Annotated in this window: 15 protein-coding genes; 6 read left to right on the top strand and 9 right to left on the bottom strand. The window is 64.8% G+C overall.

Annotated elements, in window-relative coordinates:
* Window positions 1–177 precede the first annotated feature (177 nt).
* The 4 genes from IVB01_RS20750 to uraD all read left to right on the top strand — a co-directional run bounded on the left by IVB01_RS20750 (window position 178) and on the right by uraD (window position 2,780).
* On the top strand, window positions 178–447 hold the full coding sequence (locus IVB01_RS20750; protein WP_247280543.1) for a hypothetical protein: 270 nt from the start codon (window positions 178–180) through the stop codon (window positions 445–447).
* A gap of 88 nt (window positions 448–535) precedes the next feature.
* The gene (locus IVB01_RS20745; RefSeq protein ID WP_247280544.1) at window positions 536–949 is read left to right on the top strand and encodes a DUF3830 family protein; all 414 of its coding nucleotides are present in this window, start codon (window positions 536–538) and stop codon (window positions 947–949) included.
* Window positions 950–1,885: an allantoinase PuuE gene (puuE, locus tag IVB01_RS20740; protein ID WP_247280545.1), complete on the top strand. Its 936-nt coding sequence runs from the start codon at window positions 950–952 to the stop codon at window positions 1,883–1,885.
* Between the two features lie 7 nt (window positions 1,886–1,892).
* Window positions 1,893–2,780, top strand: a complete 888-nt coding sequence (gene uraD / locus IVB01_RS20735; protein ID WP_247280631.1) for a 2-oxo-4-hydroxy-4-carboxy-5-ureidoimidazoline decarboxylase — start codon at window positions 1,893–1,895, stop codon at window positions 2,778–2,780.
* A gap of 105 nt (window positions 2,781–2,885) precedes the next feature.
* On the opposite strand, the gene IVB01_RS20730 is transcribed toward uraD, so the two are convergent.
* Together IVB01_RS20730 and IVB01_RS20725 are read right to left on the bottom strand one after the other, a co-directional pair.
* On the bottom strand, window positions 2,886–5,681 hold the full coding sequence (locus IVB01_RS20730) for a molybdopterin cofactor-binding domain-containing protein (protein WP_247280546.1): 2,796 nt from the start codon (window positions 5,679–5,681) through the stop codon (window positions 2,886–2,888).
* A complete protein-coding gene (locus tag IVB01_RS20725) occupies window positions 5,678–6,505 on the bottom strand; it encodes an FAD binding domain-containing protein (RefSeq protein WP_247280547.1) in 828 nt (275 codons plus the stop codon). Before IVB01_RS20725 ends, IVB01_RS20730 begins: the two co-directional genes overlap by 4 nt.
* Window positions 6,506–6,656: 151 nt before the next feature.
* On the opposite strand from IVB01_RS20725, the gene IVB01_RS20720 reads away from it, so the two are divergent.
* Entirely contained in the window at window positions 6,657–8,006 is a 1,350-nt protein-coding gene (locus IVB01_RS20720) for an 8-oxoguanine deaminase (protein WP_247280548.1), read from the top strand.
* Between the two features lie 95 nt (window positions 8,007–8,101).
* Here the strand turns inward: IVB01_RS20720 and IVB01_RS20715 are convergent, their stop codons facing one another.
* The 4 genes from IVB01_RS20715 to IVB01_RS20700 all read right to left on the bottom strand — a co-directional run bounded on the left by IVB01_RS20715 (window position 8,102) and on the right by IVB01_RS20700 (window position 12,825).
* Window positions 8,102–9,178 carry a BMP family ABC transporter substrate-binding protein gene (locus IVB01_RS20715; RefSeq protein WP_247280632.1) on the bottom strand — a complete coding sequence of 359 codons (1,077 nt, stop codon included), beginning with the start codon at window positions 9,176–9,178 and terminating at the stop codon, window positions 8,102–8,104.
* Between the two features lie 78 nt (window positions 9,179–9,256).
* Window positions 9,257–10,174, bottom strand: a complete 918-nt coding sequence (locus tag IVB01_RS20710; RefSeq protein WP_247280549.1) for an ABC transporter permease — start codon at window positions 10,172–10,174, stop codon at window positions 9,257–9,259.
* Window positions 10,161–11,252, bottom strand: a complete 1,092-nt coding sequence (locus tag IVB01_RS20705) for an ABC transporter permease (RefSeq protein ID WP_247280550.1) — start codon at window positions 11,250–11,252, stop codon at window positions 10,161–10,163. Before IVB01_RS20705 ends, IVB01_RS20710 begins: the two co-directional genes overlap by 14 nt.
* Complete coding sequence (locus IVB01_RS20700; RefSeq protein WP_247280551.1) at window positions 11,236–12,825, bottom strand: ABC transporter ATP-binding protein; 1,590 nt, start codon at window positions 12,823–12,825, stop codon at window positions 11,236–11,238. The genes IVB01_RS20705 and IVB01_RS20700 overlap by 17 nt, the downstream gene beginning before the upstream one ends.
* 509 nt (window positions 12,826–13,334) lie before the next feature.
* On the opposite strand from IVB01_RS20700, the gene IVB01_RS20695 reads away from it, so the two are divergent.
* Window positions 13,335–14,438 carry a hypothetical protein gene (locus tag IVB01_RS20695; protein WP_247280552.1) on the top strand — a complete coding sequence of 368 codons (1,104 nt, stop codon included), beginning with the start codon at window positions 13,335–13,337 and terminating at the stop codon, window positions 14,436–14,438.
* 77 nt (window positions 14,439–14,515) lie between these two features.
* Here the strand turns inward: IVB01_RS20695 and IVB01_RS20690 are convergent, their stop codons facing one another.
* Genes IVB01_RS20690 through IVB01_RS20680 form a run of 3 tightly spaced genes read right to left on the bottom strand, consistent with a single transcriptional unit; the run spans window position 14,516 to window position 17,227 of the window.
* Window positions 14,516–15,001, bottom strand: a complete 486-nt coding sequence (locus IVB01_RS20690; protein WP_247280553.1) for a nucleoside deaminase — start codon at window positions 14,999–15,001, stop codon at window positions 14,516–14,518.
* A 13-nt stretch (window positions 15,002–15,014) separates the two neighbouring features.
* Complete coding sequence (locus IVB01_RS20685; protein ID WP_247280554.1) at window positions 15,015–16,547, bottom strand: ABC transporter ATP-binding protein; 1,533 nt, start codon at window positions 16,545–16,547, stop codon at window positions 15,015–15,017.
* Window positions 16,544–17,227, bottom strand: a complete 684-nt coding sequence (locus IVB01_RS20680; protein ID WP_247280555.1) for an isochorismatase family cysteine hydrolase — start codon at window positions 17,225–17,227, stop codon at window positions 16,544–16,546. Before IVB01_RS20680 ends, IVB01_RS20685 begins: the two co-directional genes overlap by 4 nt.
* Window positions 17,228–17,233 lie beyond the last annotated feature (6 nt).

Here is a 17,233-nt window from a genome sequence, read left to right as displayed (position 1 = left end):
GCCCTCTCGGCTTTGAGGGTGGAGCGACGAAGCAAAGCTCGGGCGAAACGCGCCGCGAGGACGCGAAGGCGTGTGTGCGCATTCGGCTAAATATTCCGCAATCGCACCCGCGGCGCCGGTGGACTTGCCCGCCGCAATCCGGTTCAATGGTCGCGTTGAGTTTTCAGAGCGACAACGATGTCGAGATATCTGCTGGTTCTGCTGCTGATCGCCTCGCCGGCGGCTGCGCAAGTCAAGATGAAGCCGCAGACCACGGCGGCGCATCCGGACCCCTGTGCCCCGATCGGGCGTACGGCGGATGGCAAGCTGGTCTACTCCATGACATGCGAGACCCTGCCGGCGCCGCCCCCGTCGCCGCACACGGAACTGAAGGAGGCGCCGCTGCCTGCCGCGGAGCCGGAGGTCCGGCGGAGCGGCATTTTCGGCTGGTCCTACGACCGCCGGTGATGCGGCTACGCCCCTTGCGCGAGGCCCGACGGAATGCTCTTTGCCGAGGAGTCCACGGTGGGCTACGCCCCCGACCCAGAGAGATGAGATGAGCAAACTCGTTATCCGCGCCGGCGATTTCACCTTCGATGCCCGCTTCGAGGAGCAGCTGGCACCCAAGACTGTCGCCGCCTTCCGCAAGGCGCTGCCGTTCGAAAGTCACATCATCCATGTGCGCTGGAGTGGCGAAGGGGTGTGGATGCCGCTCGGCGATTTCGATTTCGGCGTCGGCTACGAGAACCATACGAGCTATCCCGCGCCCGGCCAGATCATCCTCTATCCCGGCGGTATCAGCGAGACCGAGATCCTGCTCGCCTATGGTGGCGTGCATTTCGCGAGCAAGATGGGCCAGCTCGCCGGCAACCATTTCATCACGCTGACTTCGGGCCTGGAGAATCTGGCGACGCTCGGCAAGAGCGTGCTGTGGAAGGGCGCTCTACCGATCCGCTTCGAGGAAGTCTGAGTGACCGACGCAAGCTACCCGCGCGATCTTCGCGGTTACGGCCGCAATCCGCCGCATCCCGAGTGGCCCGGCAACGCGCGGGTCGCGGTGCAGTTCGTCGTCAATTTCGAGGAAGGCGGCGAGAACAATATTCTGCACGGCGACCGCGCCTCGGAAGCCTTTCTGTCCGACGTGCTCGGGGCCCAGCCCTGGCCGGGCCAGCGCCACGCCAACATCGAATCGATGTTCGAATATGGCTCGCGCGCAGGCTTCTGGCGGCTGTGGCGGATGTTCGGCGAACGCAACTGGCCGGCCACCGTGTTCGGAGTCGCGACCGCGCTGAAACGCAATCCGGAAATCGTAGCTGCCATGAAGGAGGCGGGCTGGGACATCGCCAGCCACAGCCTGAAGTGGATCGAGCACAAGGACATGACCGAGGCGCAGGAGCGCGCCGAGATCGCCGAAGCCATCCGCGTCCACATCGAGGCGACCGGATCGCGGCCGCTCGGCTGGTACACCGGGCGCTCCTCCATCAATACCAACCGTCTCCTGATGGAGGAGGGCGGCTTCCTCTATCTCTGCGACTCCTATGCCGACGATCTGCCCTATTGGGTCAAGCGCGCAGGCGGCAAGCAGCTCATCATTCCCTACACGTTAGATGCCAACGACATGCGCTTCATCAACCCGCAAGGGTTTGCCGACGGCGAGCAGTTCTTCACCTATCTGAAAGATGCCTTCGACGTGCTCTATGCGGAAGGGCTGACCGCGCCGAAGATGATGTCGGTCGGTCTGCACTGCCGCCTTGCCGGCCGGCCTGGCCGCGCTGCGGGGCTGATGCGCTTCCTGGACTATATCGGCAGGCACGAGCGCGTCTGGGTGCCGACGCGATTGCAGATCGCGCAGCACTGGCACGACAAGCACGCGCACTTTGCGGCCGACGCATTCGAGATCGAGTGAGAGGATGATGTCGCAGATCTCGCTGGCCGACGTCAACGCCGCAAGCAAAGCCGATTTCGTCGCGGCACTCGCCAACGTCGTCGAATATTCGCCATGGATCGCCGAACAGCTCGCCGGCAAGCGGCCGTTCGCGGGCATCAACCAATTGCACGCCGCGCTGCTGGCGGCGATCCAGAGCGCTGAACCGGACGTGCAATTGGCGCTGATCCGGGCGCATCCCGATCTCGCCAACAAGACGCAGCGCGCCGCCGGTCTCACGGCGGAATCAATCGACGAGCAAAACAGCGCCGGCCTCGACCGGCTGTCGGACGCCGAATTCGCGGCATTCGAGCGTGTCAACAACGCCTATCGGGAGAAGTTCGGCTTCCCCTATATCGTCTGTGTGCGCCGTTACACCAGGGATTCCATCCTGCGTGACTTCGAGATGCGGCTGCTCAACATCGTCAAGACCGAGACAAGGCGTGCGATCGAGGAGATCGGCCGCATCTCCGCGTTGCGGCTGGATCAGCTCATCGTCGCCGACGACAAGCTGAAGGTGCACGGCCGGCTGTCGACGCATGTGCTCGACAATCACACGGGCAAGCCCGCGCCCGGCATCCCGGTCGAGCTGGTCGAGCTTGCGAGCCTCGGCGACAGCCGTGTCATTGCGCGCACAGTAACCAACTCGGACGGCCGCACGGATCAGCCGCTGATCGGCGGTCGCCCCGTGCCGATCGGCCGCTACGAGCTCAGGTTCAGCGTTGCCAGATATTACGCCGAACGTAACGTGCCGTTGTCCGACCCGCCATTCCTCGACGAGATTCCGCTGCGCTTTGCTCTCAGCGAGCCGGAGGGGCACTATCACGTGCCGCTCCTGGTCACGCCGTGGAGCTATTCGACCTATCGCGGCAGTTAAAGCATGTAATTTCGACGGGCTGTCGGTGGTTCACCTCTCCCCGACGGGGAGAGGTCGGATTGCGCAGCAATCCGGGTGAGGGGCGGTGGGACTCAGTGAGACCCCTCACCCGGATCGCATCTTCGATGCCCTCCGACCTCTCCCTACGGGAGAGGTGAAGCGAACCATCCCGCTCTGGCCGCCAAACTTCTCGAGCAGCGCCGGAAACAGCCGGTCCGGCTTGAAAGGCGGCGCGGTGAAGCGGATGCCGGTGGCATCGGCAATCGCGTTGCCGAGCGCGGCCGCAACCGGATTGTACGGACTCTCGCTCATCGACTTCGCGCCCAGCGGTCCGATCGTGTCGGACGTCTCGGCGAAGAACACCTCGGTGCGCGGCACGTCGGCGAAGGAGGGCAGGTGGTAGTCGCGGAACTTCGGGTTGGTGACGCGGCCGCCTGCGTCGATCACCATCTCCTCGTAGAGCGCGGCGCCGAGCGCCTGCGCAACACCGCCTTCGACCTGCCCGCGGCATTGCATGGGATTGGCGACGACGCCGGCGTCGGCCGCGTGCACACTCCTGAGAATCTTGAGCTCGCCGGTGCCCTTGTTCACGGCGACGCGAAAACCCTGCACGTTGAAGCCGACCGAGCGGGGCGTGCCGTCCGAATTGCCGACGCCTGCCAATCGCTGTCCCCGTTCGCGCGCGAGCTTCGCCAGCTCCGTAAAAGGCATGCGCCGGACGCCGCTAACGACGCCGTCAGCTTCGAGCGCGCAGCTCCCGGCATCGCACAGCCAGGCGTCTGCGGCCGTCGCCTTCAGCTCGGTTGCAAGCTGGATGGCCGCCGCATGCGTCGCCTTGCCGGCAACGAACATGCCCGCGCTGCCATAGGCGCCGGTGTCGTGCCCGCCATGGGCGGTGTCGGACTGGCGCAGGCGGATCCTGTCGGCGGTGGTCGCAAGCGTCGTTGCCGCGATCTGCCGGTGCACGGTGCTGGTGCCGTTGCCGAACTCGGCAGTGCCGACGGTCAGGTCGAAACCGCCGTCGTCGTTGAGCGCGATCATGGCGTCGGCGATATGGCCCGCCGGGGGCACCGTGTCGATCATGGTCAGCGCGACGCCGTCGCCGATCAGCCATTCCGGCGACAGGTCCGGTTGCGGGCCATCGGCCTGCATCGCGCGCTCGACGAGGTCGAGGCACTGGTCGAGCCCGTAGGAGCCATAGACGACGTCGTGATATTCGGACGGCGGCGGCGACAGCATGGGGTCGCCGGGCCTGACGATGTTGCGCCGGCGCATCTCGTAGGGACTGATGCCGAGCTGCTTCGCCAACTCGTCGATCGCTGCCTCCACCGCGATCAATGTCTGCGGCAGGCCGTAGCCACGAAACGCGCCCGCCGGCACCGTGTTGGTGTAGACGGCGGCGCCGTCGACGCGCTTGTTCGGGCAATTATAGACGCTGATGGACTCGGCCAGCGCGTGGAACATCACGGGGCCGGCGTGATTGCCATAGGCGCCCGTGTTGGAGAGCACGTCGAGCTGGAGCGCGGTGAGCTTGCCGCCGGCATCTGCGCCGGCCTTGATGTGGACCCGCATCGGGTGGCGCGTCGAGGTCGCGATGAACTGCTCCTCGCGGGTCAGCTCGAGTTTCACCGGCCGCCCGGTCTTGAGCGTAGCGAGCGCCAGGACGTCCTCGACGAACATCTCCTGCTTGCCGCCAAAACCGCCGCCGACGCGCTCGCAGAACACGCGGACCTTGTCCATGGGAAGCTTGAAGATATCGGCCAACGCACGCCGGGTCAGGAACGGGACCTGCGTCGAGGTGCGGACGTTGAGCACGCCCGCGTCGTCGAGCCAGGCCAGGCCCCCATGGGTCTCCAATGCGGCGTGCTGCACACGATGACTGTGAAAGGTGCCCTCGAAGGTGACGGCGGAGGTCGCGAGCGCAGCGGCGACGTCGCCGAATTCGCCATGCGTCTCCGCGACGAGATTGCGCTGGGCGTCAGCGACGCGGTTCGCGATGGCGCGGGCAGGATGAATGACGGGCGCGCCCGGCGCCATCGCCTGCTCCGGATCGATCAGCGCGGGCAGGATCTCGTAATCGACCTTCAGCCGACGGCACGCCTCCTCGGCGGCCGCTTCGCTCTCGGCAACGACGGCGGCAACCTTCTGGCCGACGAAGCGGACGACGTCGTCGAGAATGCGGGTGTCCTCGGGATCCATCCACTCCTTCTCATGCCGCGCGGTCGAAATCAGGACAGGCGGCGCATCCTCATGCGTCAGCACGGCGTGGACGCCGGGGACGCCAAGGGCGTCCGACTTGTCGATCGCAACGATCCTGGCGTGGGCATGAGGCGCGCGCAGCAGCTTGATGTGCAGCAGTCCGTCGATGGCGCTGTCGAAGGTGTAGCGCGCCTTGCCGCGCACGATGTCGGGACCTGCAGGGGCCGGCAGGCTGCGGCCGAATGCGGCGCCGGCCTCGACGCTCGCCTCGACATTGGTCTTGCCGAGGATCGCATCCTCGATCGAACGATAACCGGTGCAGCGGCAGATATTGCCCTTCAACGCTATGCCGAGATCGGTGCGCTGCGCCTGGTTCAGCGAGGCGCAGGTCAGGATCATGCCGGCGGTGCAGAAGCCGCATTGAAACCCTTGCGCATCGAGGAACGCCTGCTGCATCGGATGGACGCCGTGGTCCCCGCCAAGACCTTCGATCGTGGTGACGGTGCGCCCCTGGACGCGGAACGCCGGGATCAGGCAGCTATGTACCGGCTCGCCATCCAGCAGCACCGTGCAGGCTCCGCAATCACCGGCATCGCAGCCCTTTTTCACGCCGAAATGGCCAAGCTCGCGCAGGAACGTGCGCAAGCACTGGCCGGCGCGCGGCTCCTGCGCAAACGCCTTGCCGTTGACTTCGAAGCTCATGATTGCGCTCCCCCCAGGAGCTCGCCGCGGATCTCCTCTGCGAGCCGCAGCGTCATGTGCTTGCGCCAGAGCGGCTTGCCATGGATGTCGGTATGGTACAGGTCGTCCGTGATCTGCTGCGCGATCACATCGCGAAGCGCACTCGGGTTTGGGGCCTTGCGAAAGGTCAGCTGGATCGGCCGCACCGTCGATGCGGTAACCGTCAAAGTCAGCGTGCCGTCCGGATCGAGGCTGCCGATCAGAAGCGCCGCTGAGCGGCCGACAGGCGCCAGCGAGATCTGGCGAAAGGCGGTACGGCGCCTCAACGCGGCAATCGGGATATCGATCTGCCGGACCAGGTCGCCTGACGTCAGGCGGTTGCGCTGGTTGCCGGTGACGAAGTCGGCGACGGAGATCCTCTGTTCGCCGCCGTGAGCCTTCCAGATGGTGCAGACGCCCTCGAGCGCTGATGTGAGCGAGATCATCGGTCCCGCAGGCAGCGACATGCAGAGATTGCCGCCGACCGTTGCCGTCTTCCAGATCTTGAACGAAGCAAGGAAAGCCCGACAGCACTGGCCGATCAGCGGCGCCGCGAGCCAGTCGGAGGGGCAGGCGAGACCATCGAGCTCTGCGATGGTGCAGGTGGCGGCGATGCTGAGATGGCTCTCAGTGATCGTCAGCGCCGGCCATTTCAGGTCGGTGAGATCGATCAGCCGCGTCAGGTGGACCTGCGGCTCCGAGAACAGCCAGGTGCCGCCTGCGAGCCACGCGTCGCCCGCCGTCCAAACCGGCAGCTGCGCCCGCGTTTGCGGATGGACGACGGCTGTGATGGTATTCAAATCCATGGCTGCGCCAACGCTTCCGCCGGGTGAATCGGACAAGAGAAAGTCTTGCAAGACCGGAGCCAAGTCGCAACAACAAGTCGCAGCCGGAACGCAATCGGGCTGGCTCGCCTTGCAGGCCTGCCATCAGCGGATGTGAGGAGAAGCGGCAATCATGACCGACGCAAGTGCGATCTGGATCAGGGACCCCCTGGCCGTCCTCGCCGACGGGGCGGAGCGCGGGATCGTCGTGAAGGATGGCCGGATTGTCGAACTGGTGCCGGCCGGCGGGACGCCTGCGACCGCGGATGTCGCGGTGTTCGATGCCGGTGAACACGTCGTGCTGCCCGGTCTCATCAATACCCATCACCATTTCTACCAGACGCTGACGCGGGCGCTGCCGGCGGCGATGGATCGCGAGCTGTTTCCCTGGCTCCAGGCGCTTTATCCCGTGTGGGCGAAGTTGACGCCGGAGGCGCTGGAGCTCGGCGTCACCGTCGCGATGTCGGAACTGCTGTTGTCGGGCTGCACGACGACGACCGATCACCATTACGTATTCCCGGCAGGGCTCGAAGACGCTGTCGATATCGAGGTGGCGGTGGCGAAGCGGCTCGGTGTGCGCGTGTTGCTCACGCGCGGCTCGATGAACCTGTCGCAACGCGACGGCGGCCTGCCGCCCGACAGCATCGTGCAGGACGAGGACACCATCCTCGCCGACAGCGCGCGCGTGGTCGCCAAGCATCACCAGCGCGGCGCGGATGCGATGGTGCAGATCGCGCTCGCGCCGTGCTCGCCATTCTCGGTGACGACATCCTTGATGCGCGCCACTGCCGAGCTCGCCGACAAGCTCGATGTGCGCCTGCACACCCATCTCGCCGAGACCGAGGACGAGAACAAGTTCTGCGAGCAGATGTATGGCTGCCGCCCGCTCGACTATCTCGAACAATGCGGCTGGCTCCATGCGCGGACCTGGCTCGCTCACGGAATCTTCTTCAACCCCGACGAGATCAAGCGGCTCGGTAAGGCCAGGACGACCATCAGCCATTGCGCGTGCAGCAACCAGCTGCTGGCGTCCGGCTGCTGTCCCGTCTGCGAGATGGAGGAGGCCGGCGTCGGCATCGGCATCGGCGTCGACGGCTCGGCCTCCAACGACGGGTCGAACCTGATGCAGGAAGTGCGCGCCGCATTCCTGCTGCAACGGGCCCGCTACGGGGTGACAAAGGTCAGCCACAAGGACGCGCTGCGCTGGGCCACCAGGGGCTCGGCGGCTTGCGTGGGCCGTCCGGAACTCGGCGAGATCGCGGTCGGCAAGGCCGCCGATCTCGCGCTGTTCAAGCTCAACGAGCTGCGCTTCTCCGGCCATGGCGATCCGCTGGCGGCATTGGTGCTGTGCGGGGCGCATCGGGCCGATCGGGTGATGGTTGCGGGACAATGGGCCGTGGTTGATGGCGCCATCCCGGGCCTCGACGTGGCGGACCTCATCCGCCGCCACAGTTCGGCAGCGCGGAGCATGCAGCGGGGATAAAAGAGGGGGCGACCACAAGTGCCGGGTGCTTCTGGCCACCCCCTCCCGAACCTCCTCCGGGAGGAGCAGGTGATCTGGTCAAAGCAAGAAGCGTGCTACTTGCCCGGAAGCTTGTCGTCGATGCCCTTCACGTAGAAATTCATGCCGAGAATCTGGCCGTCATCGAGGTGATCGCCGCCCTTGCACTCGACCGGCTTGCCGTCCTGCCCAATGATAGGGCATTTGAACGGGTGCAGCTTGCCGGCTGTGATCGCGGCCTGGGCATCCTCGGCCATTTTCTTCACGTCATCAGGCATGTTGGTATAGGGCGCCATCGCGAACATGTGGCTGTCGAGGCCGCCCCAGGTGTCCTCGGATTTCCAGGTGCCGGCGAGCTCGGCCTTGACGCGCTCGATGTAGTAGGGGCCCCAGGTGTCGAGGATTGAGGTCAGCTGAGTCTTGGGTCCGAACTTGATCATCTCGGAATCCTGGCCGAAGGCGAGCTTGCCGCGCTCGCTCGCGATCTGCATCGCGGCCGGGGAATCCGTGTGCTGCATGATGACGTCGGCGCCCTGATCGATCAACGCCTTGGCGGCGTCGGCCTCCTTGCCCGGATCGAACCAGGTGTTGGCCCAGATGATCTTGACCTTGATGTTCGGGTTGATGGTCTGCGCCGCCAGCATCGTCGCGTTGATGCCGGAGACGACCTCCGGAATCGGGAACGAGCCGATATAGCCCAGCACGCCGGACTTCGACATCTTGGCCGCGATCAGGCCTTGAATGTAGCGGCCCTGATACCATTTGGCCGAATAGGTCGACATGTTCGGGTTGCGCTTGTAGCCGGTGGCGTGCTCGAAATGCACGTTCGGATATTTCTTGGCGACCTTCAGCGTCGGATCCATGTAGCCGAACGACGTGGTGAAGATCAGCTTGTTGCCGGCGCGGACGAGCTGCTCGATGGAGCGCTCGGCATCGGGACCTTCGGGCACGTTCTCGAGATAGGTGGTCTCGATCTTGTCGCCCAATTCCTTCACCAGCGCCTGGCGGGCGAGATCATGCTGATAGGTCCAGCCGAGGTCTCCGATCGGACCCAGATAGATGAAGCCGACCTTCAGCTTGTCGGCGGCGGAGGTTGCACCGACGCTCCCGGCAAGCAAAAGCCCGGCAGCCAGCGCAAGAAGTGATTTCCTCATCATCAGTCTCCAAACATCAGGGGAAAGCCACGATCCGCAACGCGCGCGCCCCATCGCGCACGCTGCGGAAATGAAAACTCAGCGGTCAGGCACGAACACGGTGCCGAGCGCGGCCGGTGCGCTCGAGCCGCCGGTGCGCGCGCGGGAGAGCAGGACCAGGACGATAACGGTTGCGAGGTAGGGCAGCGCGGACATGAACTGCGAGGGAATGCCGACGCCCCAGCCTTGGGCGTGCAATTGCAGGATCGTCACGGCGCCGAAGAGATAAGCACCAACGACGAGCCGGCCCGGCCGCCAGGACGAGAATACGACCAGCGCCAGTGCGATCCAGCCGCGGCCTGCTGTCATGCCGGGAATGAAGAACGGAGTATAGGCCAGCGGCAGATAAGCGCCCGCAAGCCCTGCGCAGGCGCCACCGAACATGACGGCAAAGGTGCGGATGCGCAGCACGGGATAGCCGAGCGCATGCGCGGAGACATGATTGTCGCCACAAGCGCGCAGGATCAATCCCGCTCGCGTGCGGTGCAAGAACCACCAGACGCCGACTATCAGTGCGACCGAGAAGTAGACGAAACCGTCCTCGCCGAACAGCACGCGCCCGATCAGCGGGATCTCGGTGAGGCCGGGAATGGCGAGGTGCACTGCCGGCGTGATGCGCTCTCCGACGAAGCCGGCGCCGATCAGGCCGGAGAGCCCGATGCCGAGGATGGTCAGCGCGAGACCCGTTGCAACTTGGTTGACGGCGAGCCCGAGCGTCATCAGCGCGAAGATCAGTGACACCAACGTGCCCGCGACGATGCCGAACAGCGCACCAATGAAGGTGGACCCGGTGAGCCACGCGCCGGCAAAGCCGCAGGCCGCACCGACGATCATCATGCCCTCAACACCGAGATTGAGCACGCCGGAGCGCTCGGTCACGAGCTCACCGGTCGCAGCAATCAGCAGCGGCGTCGACGCCGCGAGCACCGCGAGGATGATGGCCTCAACCAGCTCCACGGGTCACCTGTCGGTTCGGGAAGACCAGCTTGAAACGGTAGAGAATGAGGGAATCGCAGGCGAGCACGTAGAACAGCAGAATGCCCTGGAAAACCTTGGTGACATCCAACGGAATCTTCATCGCGATCTGCGCCTGCTCGCCGCCGATAAAGGTCAATGCGACGAACAGGCCTGCAATTAATATTCCAAGCGGGTTCAGGCGGCCGAGGAAGGCCACGATGATCGCAGTAAAGCCGTAACCAGGCGAAATGCCGGGCTGGAGATGCCCGACGGGGCCCGCGACCTCGATGATGCCGGCGAAGCCCGCCAGCGCACCGGAGATGGCGAAGGTGAGGATGACGAGCTGGTTGGCATTGAAGCCGCCGAACCGCGCGGCACGCGGCGCTGCGCCAACCACGCGGATCTCAAAGCCCTTGATGGTGCGCCCCAGCAGGATCGCCACGGCTGCGACGACGAGCAGGGCAATCATCGCGCCGAGATGCAGCCTGCCGCCTTCGATCAGCAGCGGCACCGTCGCTATCGGATCGAACTCGGCCGTGGTCGGGAAGTTGAAGCCGTGCGGATCGCGCCAGGGCCCGCGCACGAGATAGTCGAGGAAGAGGTCGGCGACATAGACCAGCATCAGGCTGGTCAGGATTTCGCTGGCGCCGAACTTCACCTTGCAGATCGCCGGAATCAGCGCATAGAGCGCGCCCGCGGCGGCGGCGAGCACGAGCATGGCCGGCAAAACCCAAGGGCCGACGTCAGTACCTTGCGTCTTCACCGCGATCCAGCTTCCGGCGACGGCGCCGATCAGGAATTGTCCCTCGGCGCCGATATTCCAGGCATTGGCGAGATAGCAGAGCGAGAGCCCGATCGCGATCATCACCAACGGTGTCGCCTTCACGGCGATCTCCTGGAGCGAATAGCCGTCGGTCAGGGGCGCGATAAAATAGGCATGCAAGGCGAGCAGCGGATTCTTGCCGAGGATCGCGAACAGGATGACCATCGTCACGATCGTCAGGCCGATCGCGATCAGCGGCGAGATCAGCGCGATCGTGTTGGAGCGCTCGGCGCGCTTCTCAAGCACCAACTGCATGCGTGGCTTCCTTCGGCTCCAGGCTGCTGCCTCCCATCAGAAGGCCGAGCTTTTCGCGGCTCGCCTCGCTGGCGGCGAGTGGGGCCGACAGCCGGCCGTGAAACATCACGGCGATGCGGTCGGCGATCTCCGCGAGCTCGTCGAGGTCCTGGCTGGTTACGAGCACCGCTGCGCCTGCGGTTGCGAGATCGAGCAGCGCCTGGCGGATGATCGCGGCGGCGCCGGCGTCGACGCCCCAGGTCGGCTGGCTCACCACCAGCACCGCGGGGTTGCGCAGGATCTCGCGTCCGACGATGAATTTCTGCAGATTGCCGCCGGAAAGCGATGCTGCTTCCGGATCGCGCTTGGCCTTGCGCACGTCAAACGTTTCGGTCGCGCGGTCGACGGTCTTGAGCGTGGCCGCCGTATCGATGAAGCCGTGACGAACCATGCCGCTGGCGGCATGCCCGGTGAGCAGCGCATTCTCGGACAGCTTCATGCGCGGTGCAGTGCCGTGACCGAGCCGCTCCTCGGGAACGAAGGCGGCGCCAAGCTTGCGCCGCTGCGTGATCGAGAGGTGGCCGGCGGCGATACCCTCGATCACGACGGTGCCGGAGTGCTTCGACAGGCGCTCGCCGGAGAGTGCGGCGAACAGCTCATCCTGGCCGTTGCCGGCGACGCCGGCGATGCCTAGGATCTCGCCGCCCTTCAACTCGAAGGAAATGTGCTCGAGCCGCACGCCATGCGCCTCGGCAGGGGCCAGCGAGAGATCGTTGACGACGAGCCGCGGCACAGTGGTCTTGCGACCGGATGCGGCCCTCACTTGCTTGATCTCGCCGCCGACCATCATGCGCGCGAGCGAGGCGGCGGTCTCGCGCTGGGGATTGCAGGTCTCGATCTTCCTGCCGCCGCGCAGGATCGTTGCGGTGTCGCACAGCCGCTTCACTTCGTCTAACTTGTGGCTGATATAGAGGATGGCGCGGCCTTCGGCCTTGAGCCGCTCCAGCACGATGAAGAGCTGGTCGGCCTCCTGCGGCGTCAGCACCGCGGTGGGCTCGTCCAGGATCAGAAATTTCGGATCCTGCATCAGCGCGCGGACGATCTCGATACGTTGGCGCTCGCCGACCGACAATTGCCAGACCTCTCGCCGGGGATCGAGCGGCAGTCCGTAGGTCTTCGACACCTGCTCCAGCCGCGCCGACATGTCCTTGAAGGGTTCCTTGCCATCGAGGCCGAGCGCGACGTTCTCGGCGACGGTGAGATTGTCGAACAGCGAGAAATGCTGGAACACCATGCCGATGCCGCGGCTGCGCGCGTCGGAGGGACCGGACAGCACGATTGGTTCGCCGTGCCAGCGGATCTCGCCCGCGCTCGGCTGGATCAATCCGTAGATTGCCTTGACCAGCGTCGACTTGCCGGCGCCGTTCTCGCCGAGCAACGCGTGGATTTCCCTCGGCCGGATCTCGATGTCGATGGAATCGTTGGCGATGAAGTCCCCATAGCGTTTGGTGAGCTCAACCGTTTGAAGCAGCGGGGGCTCGCTGGAGTGCAGGCGTTGAGGCGTCGGATCGAACATTCGCTGATGCATCGGCATGGATGAAGTGCTTCAATACTGAGCTAGTTTGGCCCGCCGCGTAAGATGCGAAAAAGCGTCATGCCTTGCTCAACGCCGCGGCAGGCGTGGCAGTGCCGGTGTGCCGGTCCATGGGTGTGACGATCGCTGGGTGCCTGTTGCAAATTTGTGACGGTTCAAGCCAAATCGGAACCCTGTGGGCTGGCTTGACGCCATGTTGAGCAATCGTAGGTCCGTCCATCCATCGCTCAGAGCACAGCGCTCGCGACGTCTGCTTCAACTCGGCTTCGCATCGGGGCGCGATCAGAAAATCCGAATAAAAACAATCGGGAATGTTCGGCAATAGCGATCCTCGCCGCTCGTGCTCACCGCGTCCGGCCACTTTGCAATCTCCTCCTTGATACGTCGCGTGCTGCCGCAACAAGCGGCACGCCATGTGAAAAGTTGAGGCTTCGCACTCCGGGAGATCGGCGCAAGTGTCGCACCCAGGGACGTTCATTTTTGAACGTCCAAACTTGGGGGTATTCAGGATGTCGTTTCGTTACACGGCAATGGCAGCAGCGGCGCTGTCACTTGCTACGCTGGCCACCGGTGGTCTAGCTCAGGCGGCGGATCTGCCAGTGAAGGCGGCCAAGAAGGCGCCGGACCTTCCATTCTTCCTGGTCATCGATAACCGCGTCACCTTCTCGTACATCTTCAACGCTTCGCAGCCGGGCGCGTGGTCGTTCCGGCCGGATGGGTCGATCAACAGCAAGACCACAAAGCAGGTCTACTCGTTCACCCATTTCGACGCCTGGGCGTACGGCACGAACTTCTTCACCATCTCGATGTACAAGTCGGATCACAATGACCCGGCGGGGCCCTGCACCAATGCGGGCACGATCTTCGGCACGCCGGCATCCTGCGCCGGTGCGACCGAAATCTATGGCCTGTTCCGTTCGACCTTCGGCTGGAACGAGCTCTTCGACACCAAGGCTTTCAGCGCGGGGCCGCTGCACAACATCTCGTTCGAAGTCGGCATGGACGCCAATACCGAGAACAGGTATTTCGGCGCTGCCAAGCGCGACGTCGTTGGCGGTCTGCAGTTTGCGTTCGACCTGCCCTACAAGGGCTACATCAACGTCGCGCCGCTGGTCTATTGGGAGTTCGCCAACCACAATTCCTTCAGCCAGTGTGGCCTGTTCGGTCCGGGCGTTCCCGGAGTCACGTGTCTGGCGGACGGCAACACGTCATTCAAGCCAACCTGGGCTGTCGAAGTCAATTACTACATGGACCTCGGCTTCCTGCCGCCGAACATGCAGTACTTCTCGATCAGCGGCCGTGCCGGCTGGTACGGCAAGAAGGGCACCGACACCGAGCCGCTGCCCTACAGCCCAGCGAATGGCGTCTACAACACCGCTGTTGAGCTTAACTCGGAACCGATCCGTCTAACCTTCGATGCCTCGAAGGCAGCCTGGGGTGACAAGTACTCCCACTTCGTGGATGTCTGGGTGGCTTACCGCTATTGGCAGAACAAATTCGGCCTCGATCACAATCTTGCCGTCGGCTGTACCACGGCCGTCGGTGGCCGGACGGTGAGCACCGGCTCCTGCACCGAGTCCTCGCTTTACTCCGGTATCACCGTAAAGTTCTAGTCATCTGACGCTCTCCAGGTGAAAAACGATGGCGCCGCGTCAAACCTCCGCGGCGTCATTCCCTTTTGGATGTGCTGCTACTTCGTCCACACCCCCTCGTGCAGCGCCTCGGCCTCATCCTCCAGCAAAGGCCCGACCACCTCGGTCGGGCGCTGTCCGCTGGCAAAGACCTCGCGGCAGGGCAGGTCGAGCGTCGGATTCTCCGGACGGTTGCCGGTAAGGCCGCGCAGGCGGTGCTCGCTGAGACCGTAGACCACGCGGCCGATGCTGGCCCAGTAGATCGCGCCTGAACACATCGCGCAGGGTTCTGCGGAGGAATAGAGCGTCGCCATCGCCAACACCTCCCGACTGAGCGTGCGGCAGGCCTGCGTCGCCGCCAGGCGCTCGGCATGCGCGGTGCCGTCATGATCCGGTAGGTAGCCGTTCTCGGCCTCGATCAGCACGTTGCCGTCGGCATCGACGACGATGCAGCCGAAGGGATGATTGCCATGGGTGAGGGAACGGCGGGCGACCGCGAAGGCTAGACGCAGAAAGTGCTCGTCCCGCTCGGATGCGCCGCTCATCGCTACTCCCTGGTCAGTGTCCCGCCATGTGCCGGCCGATCACGGTGAGTTCGGCCTCGCTGGTCCGTGCTTCATACACGAATTCGCCGCGGAACATCACCACCAGCCGGTCGGACAGTTCGAGCAGCTCATCAAGGTCCTCGCTGACGAGCAGCACGGCGGCGCCGCGGTTGCGCGCGGCCATGATCTCGGCGTGGATCTGCGCCACCGCGGCGAAGTCCAGGCCGAAACAGGGATTGGCCGCGATCAGCACCTCGACGTCGCCGCCTAGCTCGCGGGCGAGCACGGCGCGTTGCACGTTGCCGCCCGACAGGGCCGAGATCGGCGTGTCCGGCGTGCGGGTCTTGATCTTGTACTGCGCGATCTTCGTCCTTGCCTCCTCGCGAAAGGCGCCGCGATTGAGCCACCAGCCGCCACGGGCGAAGGGCGCACGGTCGAATTCGCGGAAGGCGATGTTGTCGGCGACGCTCATGCCGCCGACGCAGGCGTTCTTCAGCGGCTCCTCGGGCAGAAGCGACATCTTGTGCCGCCGCATCTCCTCACGGCTGGCGCGGTACAGATCGCCGGCAACACGGATATCGCCGCTTTCGGCCTCGCGCTGGCCCGCCAGCACCTCGACCAGCTGGCGTTGGCCGTTGCCGGAAACACCTGCAATGCCGACGATCTCGCCGGCGCGGACGGTGAGCGAGACGTCATGCACGGCGACTGCGCCGGCATCGTCGAGTGCGCGAAGCTTTTGCAGTTCGAGCCTGGTTTGGCCAGCCGCGCCGGTGCGCGCCGGCTGCACCGCCAATTGCTCGGCGCCGATCATGGCGCGTGCCATCGCGTCCGGCGTGAGCTCGGCGACCTTGCCGGCTCCGGCGAGCTTTCCGCGGCGCAGGATCGTGACGTCATCGGCGAAGGCCATGACCTCGCGGAACTTGTGCGTGATCATCAGGATGGTCAGCTCGCCCCTGACGACCATATCGCGGAGCATGCCGAGCACCTCGTCGGCCTCTGCCGGCGTCAGCACCGAGGTCGGCTCGTCCAGGATCAGGAAGCGACGCTTGAGGTAGAGCTGCTTGAGGATCTCGCACTTCTGCCGTTCGCCGGCAGAGATGTCCGCGACTTTCGCGCCGAGCGGCACCTTGAAGGGCATGCGGCTCAAGAACGCTTCGAGCTCCTTCATCTCCTTCGGCCAGTTCACCACGGCCGGCACGTCGTCGCGGGCCAGCACGAGGTTTTCCGCGACGGTCATGGCGGGCACCAGCGTAAAATGCTGATAGACCATGCCGAGCCCGAGCGCGTGGGCGTCCTTCGGATTGCCGATCGCCTGCTCGCGCCCGCCGACGAGGATGTCGCCTTCGGTCGCGTGGTAATAGCCCATGATGCATTTGACGAGGGTCGATTTGCCGGCGCCGTTTTCGCCGAGCAGCGCGTGGAAGGAGCCCGGCCGCACTTTCAGCTCGACATTGTCCAGCGCCAGGAAATCGCCGAAGCGCATCGTCATGGCGACGGCGTCGACGCCGAAGGCGCCGGAGGGCGGCGGCGTTTCGCCGATGATCACGAAATCGCTCCGATGACGGCGTCGGAGGTTGAGACCGCGCCGAACACGCCGCCCTGCATCTTGATCATCTTCAGCGCGTGGTCATGGTTGCTCTTGTCGGTCGCGCCGCAACAATCGTGCAGCAGCACGCATTCGAAGCCGCGATCGTTGGCCTCGCGCATCGTAGTGTGAACGCAGACGTCGGTCGTGATCCCGGTCAGCACGATATTATCGATGCCGCGCACGCGCAGGATCAGCTCCAAGTCGGTGGCGCAGAACGAGCCCTTGCCCGGCTTGTCGATGATCGGCTCGCCCGGCAGCGGTGCCAACTCCGGGATAATGTCCCAGCCGGGCTCGCCACGCACCAGGATGCGGCCGCAGGGGCCGGGATCGCCGATGCCGGCGCCGATCTGGCGCGAGCGCCAGCGCTTGTTAACGGGAAGATCGGAGAGATCGGGGCGGTGGCCTTCACGGGTGTGGATGATATGGAAGCCTTGGCTGCGCATCACTGCGAGCAGCTTCCTGATCGGCTCGATCGGTGCCCGCGTCAGCGAGAGGTCGTAGCCCATCTTGTCGACATAGCCGCCGACGCCGCAGAAATCGGTCTGCATGTCGATGATGATGAGCGCCGTGTTCTCGGGACGAAGATCGCCGTTGTAGGGCCAGGCATAGGGTTCGGATTTGATGTGGCGCTCGGGCATAATCTT

It is taken from the genome of Bradyrhizobium sp. 164 (genome assembly GCF_023073715.1).
Taxonomy (GTDB): Bacteria; Pseudomonadota; Alphaproteobacteria; order Rhizobiales; family Xanthobacteraceae; genus Bradyrhizobium.
The sequence above is the reverse complement of the archived record's forward strand: the minus strand, read 5'-3'. Positions and strand labels throughout refer to the sequence as shown.